The organism is Propioniciclava flava, from assembly GCF_004126535.1.
In the GTDB taxonomy this organism is placed as follows: domain Bacteria; phylum Actinomycetota; class Actinomycetes; order Propionibacteriales; family Propionibacteriaceae; genus Propioniciclava; species Propioniciclava flava.
On the sequence record NZ_PPCV01000003.1, the window covers coordinates 86,303 to 98,255 of the forward strand.

Annotated in this window: 12 protein-coding genes; 2 read left to right on the plus strand and 10 right to left on the minus strand. The window is 68.4% G+C overall.

Annotated features, from left to right (window positions below; all coding sequences use genetic code 11):
- Positions 1-40: 40 nt before the first annotated feature.
- The 7 genes from C1706_RS05140 to C1706_RS05165 form a co-directional block, all read right to left on the minus strand.
- Positions 41-928: an alpha/beta fold hydrolase gene (locus tag C1706_RS05140; protein ID WP_129458160.1), complete on the minus strand. Its 888-nt coding sequence runs from the start codon at positions 926-928 to the stop codon at positions 41-43.
- A 61-nt stretch (positions 929-989) separates the two neighbouring features.
- Positions 990-1,247, minus strand: coding sequence for a hypothetical protein (locus C1706_RS13975; RefSeq protein ID WP_164987437.1), 258 nt, complete (start codon positions 1,245-1,247; stop codon positions 990-992).
- Positions 1,189-1,404 carry a hypothetical protein gene (locus C1706_RS13980; RefSeq protein WP_164987438.1) on the minus strand — a complete coding sequence of 72 codons (216 nt, stop codon included), beginning with the start codon at positions 1,402-1,404 and terminating at the stop codon, positions 1,189-1,191. The genes C1706_RS13975 and C1706_RS13980 overlap by 59 nt, the downstream gene beginning before the upstream one ends.
- A 68-nt stretch (positions 1,405-1,472) precedes the next feature.
- Positions 1,473-3,431, minus strand: a complete 1,959-nt coding sequence (locus tag C1706_RS05150) for an ABC transporter ATP-binding protein (RefSeq protein ID WP_129458162.1) — start codon at positions 3,429-3,431, stop codon at positions 1,473-1,475.
- Positions 3,424-5,268, minus strand: coding sequence for an ABC transporter transmembrane domain-containing protein (locus tag C1706_RS05155; protein ID WP_129458163.1), 1,845 nt, complete (start codon positions 5,266-5,268; stop codon positions 3,424-3,426). Before C1706_RS05155 ends, C1706_RS05150 begins: the two co-directional genes overlap by 8 nt.
- Positions 5,269-5,742: 474 nt before the next feature.
- Positions 5,743-6,606: an HAD-IIB family hydrolase gene (locus C1706_RS05160; protein WP_129458164.1), complete on the minus strand. Its 864-nt coding sequence runs from the start codon at positions 6,604-6,606 to the stop codon at positions 5,743-5,745.
- Complete coding sequence (locus C1706_RS05165; RefSeq protein ID WP_180316835.1) at positions 6,603-8,231, minus strand: helicase HerA-like domain-containing protein; 1,629 nt, start codon at positions 8,229-8,231, stop codon at positions 6,603-6,605. Before C1706_RS05165 ends, C1706_RS05160 begins: the two co-directional genes overlap by 4 nt.
- A gap of 82 nt (positions 8,232-8,313) precedes the next feature.
- Between C1706_RS05165 and C1706_RS05170 the strand changes: the two genes are divergently transcribed.
- A complete protein-coding gene (locus C1706_RS05170; protein WP_164987439.1) occupies positions 8,314-8,838 on the plus strand; it encodes a LytR C-terminal domain-containing protein in 525 nt (174 codons plus the stop codon).
- A gap of 30 nt (positions 8,839-8,868) precedes the next feature.
- Here C1706_RS05170 and C1706_RS05175 read toward each other — a convergent pair whose 3' ends face one another.
- The gene (locus C1706_RS05175; RefSeq protein ID WP_129458167.1) at positions 8,869-10,350 is read right to left on the minus strand and encodes a potassium/proton antiporter; all 1,482 of its coding nucleotides are present in this window, start codon (positions 10,348-10,350) and stop codon (positions 8,869-8,871) included.
- Between the two features lie 148 nt (positions 10,351-10,498).
- Entirely contained in the window at positions 10,499-10,816 is a 318-nt protein-coding gene (locus C1706_RS05180) for an anion permease (RefSeq protein WP_164987440.1), read from the minus strand.
- Between the two features lie 116 nt (positions 10,817-10,932).
- On the opposite strand from C1706_RS05180, the gene C1706_RS05185 reads away from it, so the two are divergent.
- Positions 10,933-11,607, plus strand: coding sequence for a GntR family transcriptional regulator (locus C1706_RS05185; protein WP_129458169.1), 675 nt, complete (start codon positions 10,933-10,935; stop codon positions 11,605-11,607).
- 54 nt (positions 11,608-11,661) lie between these two features.
- Here C1706_RS05185 and C1706_RS05190 read toward each other — a convergent pair whose 3' ends face one another.
- Positions 11,662-11,889 carry an RNA-binding S4 domain-containing protein gene (locus tag C1706_RS05190; protein WP_129458170.1) on the minus strand — a complete coding sequence of 76 codons (228 nt, stop codon included), beginning with the start codon at positions 11,887-11,889 and terminating at the stop codon, positions 11,662-11,664.
- Positions 11,890-11,953 lie beyond the last annotated feature (64 nt).

Genomic DNA, 11,953 nt, shown 5'->3' on the forward strand with positions numbered 1-11,953 from the left:
AAGGTTAGGCCTCCCCGCGTCATTCCACCATGCCCGCGCGCTAGGTGAGCCGGGCGAGGAACCCCAAGACGGCGGCGTCCACGACACCGGGAGCGTCGCGCTGCACCCAGTGACGCCCACCCGGAACCACCACCAGTTCGGCGCCTGGGATCTCCGCGGCGGCCGCGCGCGCCGCCTCGACGGGGACGCCCTGGTCGGATTCACCGTGGACGATGAGCGTCGGGACGCGGATCTCGTGAAGCCGCGGCAGATAGTTGCTGCGCAAACCGTCCGGCAGCATCTCGCTGCGCTGCCACTGCTCGAACGCCTCGAAGGCGTGCGGGCTGGCTCCCTCGCGGGCGATCTCGTCGCGCATCGCCGCATCCAGCCGGGCAGGATCACGGACCAGTGAGCCGCTGTCGACGCTCCAGCGCAGCAGCAGACGATTGCGCGCCACCCCACGCTCCAGGCGTCCCAGCCACCCGGAATGGATGGCCCACGCCGTCACACGGTTCCACACCGAAGCGCCGCGTCCGGGGATGATCTGGTCGGTCATCCCGTAGCTGCCCAGAACCATGAGCGCACGCAGGCTCGCACCGGGGCTCAGCGCATACCCCAGCGCCATCCCGCCACCCATCGACAGCCCCCCCACCACAGGACGCTTCAACCCGGACGCCGCGATGACATCGCCGACGAAATCGACGAGGCGTTCTTGGGTGACCGACCACGGCGGCAGCGGGGTGGCGCCGTAGCCGGGAGCGTCCGGGGTGAGGACCCCGTAGCCGGAGGCTGCCAGCACCGGGGCGAGCCCACCCCACGACAGGGAGGCGTTGTCGAGGCCGCCGCCGTGCAGCAGCAGGACATCACCGCGCGGACGCCCCTGCGGCGGGTACCACCACGCCGACACGTGCCCCCAGGGCACCTCCAGATCACGACGTTCGGCGTCCATGCCCGTGCCTTTCCCCCATGCTGGCGAGTCTTCCCTCCATCCTGCCAGGGGCGCGGAAGCGTTACGCCGGATAGCCCCCGGCGCCAGCCTCGCGCAAGGCTTGGTGCAGCCGCGCTTGGACGGCGTCCACCCACGCTTGCCCAGGACGCCACCGCAGCTTGAGCGGCACGCGGACGACGAGCGGATCTGCGGGCGCGGCCCGCCGGGTCACGGTGACCAGCACGAACCCGAACAGCGAGGACTCACCGTTGGAGTCCGCATCAAAAAGGCTGATCGCGGCGATGAACTTCTCCCCCAGGCTCGAACCGATCAGTTCCACCCGAACGTCGGCCAATTCCTGCCAGGCGTACCCTGCGTTGCACGATGAGTTGCCGTTTGCCGTGCAGGTAGACCGACCCGTCCAGTTCGATCCCGTCGCGGCGGACGAGGACGCGTTCGTCGAAGCCCACCCCGATCGCGAATTCATCCGCGCGCACGTCGCCCCCTTGCTGTTGACTGCCTCACGGCGCTTCGCCGTGTATCCAACCAGATCCTTGCGGTGACGTCAGCTACGCCAGGTGCGCCACAGATGCGCATACTCACCATCGGCGGCGAGGAGATCGTCGTGGGATCCCAGTTCGGCGATGCGCCCGTCGATCACGACGGCGATCCGGTCGGCGTCGTGGGCGGTGTGCAGCCGGTGCGCGATCGCGACGACGGTCCGGTCGGTGAGCAGCGCCGTCATCGAGCCCTCCAGGTGGCGGGCCGTGTCCGGATCGATGAGGGACGTCGCCTCGTCCAGCACCAGCGTGTGCGGGTCGGCGATCACCAGCCGAGCCAACGCCACCTGCTGGGCTTGGGCGGGGGTGAGTTCGGTGCGGCCACGTCCCAGCGGGGTATCCAGGCCCAGCGGCAGCCGGTCGACCCAGTCGCCCGCGTCGACGGCGACCAGGGCATCGCGGACCTGCGCGTCGGTGGCGTCACCTTCGCGGGCCAGCACGACGTTGTCGCGCAGCGATCCCATGAACACGTGATGCTCCTGGGTGACCAGGCACACCTGGGTGCGCAGCACCGGCAGCGGCAGATCCATCACGTCGACGTCGCCGACGGTCACCTCACCGGTCCTCGGCCGGTTGATGCCCGCCACCAGGCGTCCCAGCGTCGACTTGCCCGAGCCGGACGGCCCGACGATCGCGAGCCGTTCACCGGGGCGCAGGTGCAGGTCGATGCCGTGCAGGACGTCGTGGCCGGACCGGTAGGCGAAGCGCAGATCGCGCCCCACCACGTCCGCGCCCACCGGGACGAGGTCACGCGGCGTCCGGTCATCGGGCAGTTCCGCGACGCCGAGCAGGCGCGTGGTTGCGGCCACCCCGACTTGGAGATGGTCGAGCACCTGAATGAGCCGGTCCAGCGGGGTGACGAGTTGCTGGAGGTAGATCGCCGCGGTGGTCACCTGGCCGATGGTGACCAGACCCGCGTCGTAGCCCCAGGTGCCCAGCAGGACGACGAGCACCAGCGGCAACTGGAAGGCCAAGTCGAGCCACATGAACAGCAGGTTCCGCAGCGACATGGTGTAACGCTCGGCTTGCGCGGATTCGGCAGTGTCGTCGTCTAGGCGCGCTTGGCGGATGTCGTGCAATCCCAGCGCCTCGACGGTGCGCGTCCCCTCCACCGTCTCGGTGATGGTGGAGTTGATCTTGCTGTAGGTGGCCGATTCGGCGATGTAGCCGGGGGCCGCGTTGCGCAGGTAGTGGCGCACCGCGAAGAACAGCATCACCCCGGACACGATCAGCGGCAGCGTCAGCAACGGCGAGTTGAGCAGCAAAGCCACGACCGTCAGCGCCACCATCGACAAGGAGGTGACCAGGGCCGGGAGCGACCAGCGCACCGCCGTGCTCATCTTGGACACGTCGGAGGTGATCCGGGTGACCAGGTCGCCGCTGGACGCCGCTTCCACATGCCCCAACGGCAGGCGCAGCACGGTGCCGACGACGTACTCGCGCGCCGAGGCGAGCAGGTCGTAGCCGACCACGGCGGACGCCCGCTTCGCGAGAGCGGCGAGGACCGCCTGCACGAGAACGACGCCGATGACGATCATCAGGACCTGATCGGTCTGGGTGAGCGACGCGCCTTGCGCGGCATCGTCGACGAGGTTGCCCAGCAGGCGCGGGACGACGAGTGCAGCGATCGCGGCGCCCACGTTCAGGCCGATCATCGCCACCGCGCCGGCCTTCCGCGTCGAGGCGAGTTCTCGCACGAACGCGAACGCACGCCGGGCGGGTGCCACCGGCAGGCCCCGTTCGGGGTTGCGGGACGCGTCGAACGCGCTGCGGGCACGCGTCCGGCGCAAGGCATGCCGGGCTTTCCAGCGGGCGAGTCGCTCGCGGGGCGGCAGGGTTGTGTCGACGTGCAGGTCGGCCGGGATGCGTGGTTCGGGGGCCGTCACGCGCCACGTAGACGCCGATCCGGGCAGCCGTTCCTCTGGCGCCGGGTTGGCGACGGCTGAGGTGTGCGTGCTAGTCATCGCCCTCTTCCATTCCTCGGGCCACGACCCGTCGGTAGTCGGGGCGGGTCAGCAAGTCGGTGTGGGTGCCGCGGGCCACCAGGACGCCGTCCTGAAGGAAGGCCACCTCGTCGGCTTGGTGCAGGATCAGCGGTGACGCGGTGGTGACCACGGTGGTGCGGCCTTCTCGGTAGGCGGCCAGGCGGGGCGCGATGCGCGCCTCGGTGTGCGCGTCCACGGCCGAGGTGGGCTCGACGAGGCACAGCACGTCGGCGTCGGCGAGCAGCGCGCGGGCGAGGATGAGCCGCTGGCGTTGCCCGCCGGACAGCCCGCGTCCCTTCTCGTCGATGGTGCCCTGCCAGCCGCCGGGCAGGGCGTCGAACACGTCTTCGGCGGACGCGGCGATCAGCGCCTCCTCGGCGCGGTCGCGGGTGGCGCGCCCCCACGGGTCGATGGCCTCTTGTAGGGTGCCCGCGAACAGCATGGACGCGGTATCGCTGACGACCACCCGCTTCCGCAGGGAGGCCAGGTCGACGTCGCGCAGGTCGACGCCGTCCGCAGTCACGCCCCAGCGCTGCTGGGCGGCCTCCTCGTCGCGGGCCGCTTGTACGGCGCGGCGGGCTGCCCGCTCCGAGCGGGCCTGCCGCAGCGCCTTGCCCCGCAAGCCTTCTTCGTCGTCGTCCTCCTCGTGACGACCGGCCAGGGAGGGAAGGTAACGGCCCAGCCGGTCCACGAGCGCCGCGGAGGCGTCCGGGTCGGCGCTGGCGACGGCCAGGAACCGGCCGGGGATCACCTCGACCCCGGACGCCTCATCGACGAGCCGCGGCGAGGGGCCCACGGGCGCGCCGCCGGAACGCCACGGCGACTGAGCGCCCAACAGCGCCGAGGTTTTCGCGGCGGCGACCAGCCCGGCGATCCACTTTTGGGAGAAGTCGAAGAACGTTTGCAGCGGGGACAGCATGTAGAGGGCGTAGCCCACGAACGAGATGAGTTGGCCGACGGTCAAGCGTCCGGCGCTGAGCTCATGCGTGCCCAAGTAGACCAAGGCGACGAGCAGCACCCCCGAAACGAGCACCGAGATCGCCTCGACGACGCCCTGCCACGTCCCGACGCGGACGCCGAGAAACCGCACCTTCTGCGACTGCGTGGCGTAGTTGGCGCCAAAAGTCGCCTCCCCGCCAATACCGCGCAGGATGCGCAGCCCGGCGACGATGTCGGTGGCCAGGGATGTCAGTTCGGAGTTCTGCGTCCGCTCGTCGCGTTGGGCGGCGCTCAGGGGGCGCAGCACCGGGGTGGACGCGGCCAGCAGCAGCGGGCTGACAACGATGACGACCAGGGCCAGCATCGGCGACGTCGTGAACATCAGCACGCACACCAAAGCAAAGGAGATCAGCGCGCCGATGAAGCGCGACGCAACCTCGAGCGTGGCCCCGAACGTGTCGGAGTCGGAACTGGCGACGCTGAGAACCTCGCCGGTGGGCACGCGGCGTCCCAGGACATGCCCGAGGCGTCCACTCGTGTGCCCCACCCGCCTTTGGGTCTCATAGATCGCGATCACCCAGGAGCGCACCACATAGGTGTGCTGCAGGATCCCGCCCGCCGCGCCGACCACGACAGCGAGCAGCAGCAACCCGGACCATCCGGCTGTGGCAAGCGGATCGCGGGCGATCATGCCCGCGTCGATGGCACGACCCAGCAACAGCGGGCTGAGCACGCTGGGGAGTTGCCACACCACGACCAGGACCGTCATGAGCGTGACCAGGCCCGCCTGACCGCGCACCAGCCAGGTCAGGAAGGAGAGAGGGCTCCGCCACGTCGGCGTATCGCCGGGCAGAACCTCGGGAGGGAAATCACGCATAGCCGCCCAACGCTAGACGTGTAGCCGCAGCGGGTCAATCCCCCGCGCCCGGGTCGGCTTCGTGCCTTAAGCGTGGTCCTGAGCCTGGAAGAACCGATACAGCCCCCCGAGCGACCGGCTCTGACAGCCGCCCCCCACAGCGGCGAGCGGCCACGTGGCATACGTCAGCCACCCCGTTGCCTGCGTGAGGCACCACAAAGCCAACCCCATGCTGAGGCACCCAACGAGAAACAACACGATCCAACGGGACAAAGAGTCCTTTTCCATGTTCACTCCTCGTCGAGATTTCCGTCAGTGAAGCCTTCACCACTCATGCCCAGCAGAGCGACGCGCGCCTCACCAGGAGCCTCAGCCTGCCGGAAGATGACCATGCGTCATGAATCTCTTCCTCCTTCAGTGTGGAACAGATTCCCTCTCTTGTATATCCATAAAATGAGGCATGGGGCACCCCGGAGGTGAATTCTTTTGCGGCGCCTAAGACGCCGCCAGCGCACGCTCCAGGTGCTCCACCACGACGCTGAGGTCATCGGCCTCGACGCGGACGCCCGCACCACGCCCCTCGGGGCTCAGGTCCGCCACGCGCAGGGGCGGCATCAGGAACGACACCCCGGTCGCGCCGAGCATGCCCAGGTCGTTTTGGCCATCGCCCGCCGCCCACACGTCCGCCCAGGCGACACCCAGATCGGCCACGATCGCCTCGGCACCCTTGAACCGCAGCGCGCTGGTGGGCACCAGATCGAGGATGCGCGGGTGAGCCCGGGCGACTTCCACGCCGGAAATGGGCAGCTCATAGGCCAGGGCACGCTGCGCGTCGTCGTGCGGGACGACCGCCATTTTCACCACGTCGGTGACCTCGTCCAGGCCGCCCACGCGGTAGCGCGACCCGGTGACCGAGGCGTCCCACACGACCGTTTCGGACTCCTGCGACACGATCCATTCGGTGCGGGTGAACATCCACGTCTCCAGGCCGCGAGACTGCGTCCAGTCCAGCGTCGCGGCGACCGTGTCGGCGTCCAACCCATGGCTGGCAAGCGGACGCCAACCCTGCGGCCCGCGGGCCTCGATCAGAGTCCCGCCGTTGCCCGCCAGGTGTCCGATCTCGGGCAGGTCCTCCACGAGCACCTTCAAGGAGGCGAGGGTCCGCCCCGAGCAGAAGGCGATCGGGACACCAGCCGCGGTCAGCAGGTCGAGCACCGTCCGAGCGCCGGGCAGCCACTCGGTTTCGTGCAGCAGCGTGCCGTCCAGGTCGAACAGCGCCAGCGCCGGACGCGGAAGGCGAGCCGGGTCGCCCTGTGTGCCGCCGACGGGGTGCGAGGAGGCGTCCGACCCTGCGCTCAACGCCGCCGACCCGTGCCGAAGATGGAGCGGGTGATCTCCCGGGCGGCCGAACGGGCCATCTGGCGCACCATCGTGTTCTCGGTGATCTGCTCGATGAACGACTTCTCCCGAGGCGCCCGGCCCTGGGGACGTTGGGCGCGCTCAGCTTCGCGCTGCGCCCGGTCGGCCTCGCGTTGCGCGGCGGCCTCAGCCTTGGCCTGGGCGGCGGCTACCTTCGCCTGTTCCGCGTCGGCCTTCGCCTGATCCTTCGCGGCCTGCTCGGCCGCCGCCGCTTCCGCCCCGGCTTGCAGCTTGGCGTTGAGAATCTCGTAGGCGGACTCGCGATCCACCGGGGTGCCGTACTTGGCCTGCATCGAACTGGTGGCCACTCCCCCGGCCATCGCCCCGGGATCGAGCGGATCCATGGACGACTCGGGTGCGCGCATCCGCGTCCAGGCCACGGGTGTGGGTGCACCCTTCGGGTTCAAGACGGTGACGATCGCCTCGCCGATGCCGAGTTGCTGGAGCCGTTCCGCCAGGTCGTAGTCGACCTTCGGGTAGGTCGCCACCGTCGCCTTGAGCGCCTTCGCGTCGTTGGGGGTGTGCGCCCGGAGTTGGTGCTGGACGCGCGACCCGAGTTGGGCGAGCACGTCCTCGGGGAGATCCTTGGGCGTCTGCGTCACAAAGAACACCCCAACCCCCTTGGAACGGATGAGCCGCACCGTTTGCTCGATCGCGTCGTTGAACGCCTTCGAGGCGCCATCGAAGAGGAGGTGGGCTTCGTCGAAGAAGAACACCAGCTTGGGCTTGTCGAGGTCGCCCGCCTCGGGGAGGTGGGCGTACAGGTCGGCCAGCAGCCACATGAGGAACGTCGAGAACAAGGCGGGACGATCCGCCAGGTTGGGCAATTCCAGCAGCGAGATGACGCCCCTGCCGTCCCCAGTCACCTTCAGCAGGTCGGAGGTGTCGAACTCTGGCTCGCCGAAGAACTGGTCCCCGCCCTGAGCGGCCAGAGCCGAGAGTTGCCGCTGGATGACGCCCACGGTCGCCTTCGCCAGACCGCCGATGTTGGCCAGTTCCGGCTTGCCGTCCTCGGAGACGAGGAACTTCAGCAGTTCGTTGAGGTCTTTGAGGTCGAGCAGCAGCAGGTTGTGCTGGTCGGCGTAGGAGAACACCAGCGACAAGGACGACTCCTGCGTCGCATTCAAGCCGAGCACCTTGCTCAGGAGGAGGGGGCCGAACGAGCTGATCGTGGCGCGCAGCGGAACCCCCATGCCTTGGCCGCCGAGCGCGTAGAACTCGACCGGGTTGCCTGAGGGAACGTAGTCCTGACCGATCGCCTTGGTGCGAGCCACCAGCTTTTCGCTGGACTGCCCCGGGATCGCGAGCCCCGACAGGTCACCCTTGATGTCGGCGGCGAACACCGGGACGCCTGCCTTGCTGATCTGTTCGGTCATGAGCTGCAACGTCTTGGTCTTGCCGGTGCCGGTGGCGCCCGCCACGAGGCCGTGCCGGTTGAGCATCGACAAGCTGATCCGGATCTTCACCTCGGGGACGGGCTGACCGTCCTCCACGAGGGCACCGAGTTCGATGGAGTCTGCGTCGAACGTGTAGCCGTCCTTGATGACCTGCGTCGCGTCACTCATGAGCGACAGGTTAGCGGCACGGTGCGCGACTGAATCGACGCAACGAAGTAGGCTGGCCGCGCAACGCTGGGAAAGGCAAGGCATGGACACGAATCAGGTCGTGCGGACGTTCAAGACGCCCGTCACGCTGGTGCTGCTACTCGCCTTGGTGCTGATCGCCGCCAACTGGGGTTGGGCTGCGGTGCGCGAGCCGGTCCCGCCGCGTCCCCCGGAGCCGTGCGTCGTTCAGCAGATCGGGCCCACATTGACGCCTGAACACGTGTACGTGCAGGTCTTCAACGGGTCCGCGACCAACGGTCTGGCCAAGCGTCTGGGCTCCATTTTGTCGGCCGACGGCTTCAAGGTGGTGCGCCGCGTCAATGCCGACCGCAACGACTACCCGCGCTCCCTTGTCGTGGGGCACTCCGAGGACAGCCCCGAGGTGGTGCTGGTCCGTAAGTCGCTGACCAACGTTGATTTCAAGGCCGACGGTCGGATCGACCGCACGGTGGACGTCATCATCGGTAACGAACAACCCTCCGCAGTAGAGCAGCCCAATCTGTCGGTGCCGTTGCCCGACGGCACGGCGTGCATCCCGCAGATTAAGACCGTTGACATCGGCGAGTAACGCGCCGCTGTCGCGTCGGCCCAGAGCCTGTCACTGACGCAGCCACCGGGCCAGGCGTCCGTAGCGCCCCACCTCCCGGAAGCGCTTCTCGGTGACGGCGCGGGACGCCGACGGCACCACGACCATCAGTTCGTCGCCCGCCTGAATGCGGTCCAGGGCGGAGGGGACGAGCGGGTGCCCGTCCCGCAAGATGACCGAGATCACGGTGAAGCGCGGGAGGCGTAGTTCCCCGACCGTGACCCCGTGCAGTTTGGATCCGTCGGGGACCTTCACCTGCATGAAGTCGGCTTGGATCCGATCCAACGGTGCCACCTCGACCTCAATGTCGAGGGCGGCCGCGTCGTCAACGATGCCGAGCTTGCGTGCCACCCAGGGCAGGCTCGGGCCCTGCATGAGGGTGAACACGACCACGAAGACCAGCACTTCCTCGCTGATCCGTTCCGCGGAGGGGGCTCCTGCCGCCAGCGGCACCGTCGCCATGATGATGGGAACGGCGCCCCGCAATCCGGCCCACGAGATGAAGGCCTGTTCACGCCAGGGAACCTTGAACCACACCGAACACAGCGCCACGGACACCGGCCGCGCGACGAACGTCAAGAAGGTGCCGATGACGAGGGATTCGATCACCATCTGCCCGGTCAGCAGTTCTGGCCGCGCCATCATGCCGAGCATGACGAACAGCCCGATCTGGGAGATCCAGCCGATGCCCTCGGCGAACGAGCGGGTGGCGTTGCGGTGCGGCAAGGCGCTGTTGCCCAAAATGACGGCGGCAACGTAGACGGCCGCGAACCCGGACAGGTGCAACACGACCCCGCTGCCGTAGGCGATCACCACCACCGCGAGCGCCGATAGGGGGTAAAGCCCGGACGCGGGCAGCGCGACGGCTTTGAGGATCCGGGCCCCTAGGTACCCCAAGACGGCGCCCAGGATGATGCCGCCGACGAGTTCGACCAGGATCATGCTCGCGACGCCCGCGACCCCACCTTCGGGGAGATCCCCCATCGTCCAGGCTGTCGCCGCGGACACCAGCAACACCACGGGGGCGTCATTGAGGCCGGATTCGCCCTCCAGAACCGAGCGGACGCGCGCGGGCAAGGGCAGCCCGCGCAGCACGGAGAACACGGCGGCAGAGTCGGTGGGGGCCATGATGGCCCCGATCAAGACGGCCTGGGGTAGGTCGTAGTCGAGCACGACGTAGCACAGGGTCGCGACCAGGCCGATGGAGATGACGACGCCGACCGTCGCCAGCAGCCCGGCAACGCTGAGTGAGCCTTTGATGTCGGCCCACCGTGTGGTGAAGCCGCCCTCGGCGAGGATGAACACCAACGCGATGAAGCCGAGCGAATGGGCCAGCGAGGCGTCGGTCATCTTGATGCCCGCAACCTCCAGGGCCAGCCCGAGCCCGAGGAACAGCAACAGTGAGGGGAGCCCGAGCCGGGAACCGAGTCGGGCGGCGAGTGCTGCTGCGAGCACCACGACGGCTCCGAACAGCAGCATCACGTCCAGGCTCATCGGCACCCCCGCACGATTTTATCGTTTCGAGTGGGCCCTACGCTCAGGTTCCATCCGTGGTTGCCGAATCCGCCCACGTCAGAGGGCGGGGTACCCGAGCCTCAGGTACCCCGCCCCCGCCGCATCCACCCCGTACGCGGCGCGCCGGTCAGAACAGTCCCAGCAGTCCCCACCATGGGATGCCGACCACGAAGCTGATCACGGCCCAGATCAAAGCCATGGCCAGGCTCATGGCCCACCATTTGTTCTGACTCACGTAGCCCACGCCGAACAGCACCGGGCTGAGCGTCCCCGAGTAGTGCGTCACCTGCCCGCCGTAGATCGACACCATGGCCAGCAGCATGAGCGCCGGGTAGGGAGGAAAACCCGCTGCTGCCGCGATAGCGACCAGGATCGGCAAGACGGTGCCCGCATAGACCACCCCGGAGGCGAACAGGTAGTGACATGTGTACCTCCTGCCCTCCACCATAGATTGTTAACAATCTCGCGCGCAACTTCGTGCGCGTTTTAGTCACAACTTGGATTGGCAGGATCACCAACGGATAATCGGACGGGCGGAACGAGGAACCAGGAGGTGGAGTCATGTCGGTGTCGGGAGACGAAGGCCGCAGGAAGGCTGAGGCTGCCCTGCGCGAGGGGCTACGCCGGGGCGAGTTCGCGCCGGGGCAACGCCTGACCGAAGCAGAGTTGGCGGAACGCTTCGGCGTCACGCGCGGTTCCGTCCGCAGCGCCCTGGTCGACCTGACCAACGCCGGACTGGTCGAGCGCATCCCCCATCGGGGGGCCCGCATTCGCGAGGTGAGCTTCGACGAAGCCATCCAGATCACCGAATGCCGCGCCGTTCTGGAGGCACTGTGCGCCGCTCATGCCACCCGGCGAGCCACCGACGCCGAGGTCGCGGAACTGCGCCAGATCGGCGTCGATATGGAAGCGGCCGTCGCGGCGGGTGACCACTTGGGCTATTCGACACTCAACCGGTCCCTGCACGACTGGCTCACGCGATGCAGCGGTCAACTCCCCGCAGCCAAGCTCCTCGAGACGCTCAACGCCCAGATCGTCCGCTACCAGTTCCGGCTCGCGCTCATGCCCGGGCGCCCAGCGGAGTCGGTCAAACAGCATCTGGCGATCATCGACGCGGTGGAGTCACGCGATCCCGACGCGGCCGCCAACGCGGCCCGAGCGCACATCGCCAGCGTCATGCGCGCCATGGCCTCCGTCGCACACGAGGACACCGCGCTTCCCTGGGTGTCGATCTAGCCCGTTCCCGCAGGGCGTGACCTCACCGGCCCGTGCCGGTGAGCCTTCTGCACCTCAAGGCTGGATGCGCACCGACACTCCGCCCAGCGAGACCACGTCCCCGTGGTGGAGTTGACGGCCGCGGTGCGTCTCGGTCTCACCGTTGACGCGGACTTCGCCGTCGGCGATCACCTGCTTGGCCTGCCCTCCCGTGTCGAGAAGGCCCGCCACTTGGAGGAACTGTCCTAGCCGGATCATGTCCCCGCCGATCGCCACGTCCTCAGTGCCTGCCGGATGCCCCATGCCCGCATGCTAGCCGCACCGCCGCACACCACCGGGAGGGGACAAGCGATGCACGTCTGTAACG

Excerpts from the sequence above, each read along its gene's own strand:
- C1706_RS05140 (WP_129458160.1), bottom strand. The coding sequence starts at position 928 with ATGGACGCCGAACGTCGTGATCTGGAGGTGCCCTGGGGGCACGTGTCG.
- C1706_RS05150 (WP_129458162.1), bottom strand. The coding sequence starts at position 3,431 with ATGACTAGCACGCACACCTCAGCCGTCGCCAACCCGGCGCCAGAGGAA.
- C1706_RS05155 (WP_129458163.1), bottom strand. The coding sequence starts at position 5,268 with ATGCGTGATTTCCCTCCCGAGGTTCTGCCCGGCGATACGCCGACGTGG.
- C1706_RS05165 (WP_180316835.1), bottom strand. The coding sequence starts at position 8,231 with ATGAGTGACGCGACGCAGGTCATCAAGGACGGCTACACGTTCGACGCA.
- C1706_RS05170 (WP_164987439.1), top strand. The coding sequence starts at position 8,314 with ATGGACACGAATCAGGTCGTGCGGACGTTCAAGACGCCCGTCACGCTG.
- C1706_RS05175 (WP_129458167.1), bottom strand. The coding sequence starts at position 10,350 with ATGAGCCTGGACGTGATGCTGCTGTTCGGAGCCGTCGTGGTGCTCGCA.
- C1706_RS05185 (WP_129458169.1), top strand. The coding sequence starts at position 10,933 with ATGTCGGTGTCGGGAGACGAAGGCCGCAGGAAGGCTGAGGCTGCCCTG.
- C1706_RS05190 (WP_129458170.1), bottom strand. The coding sequence starts at position 11,889 with ATGGGGCATCCGGCAGGCACTGAGGACGTGGCGATCGGCGGGGACATG.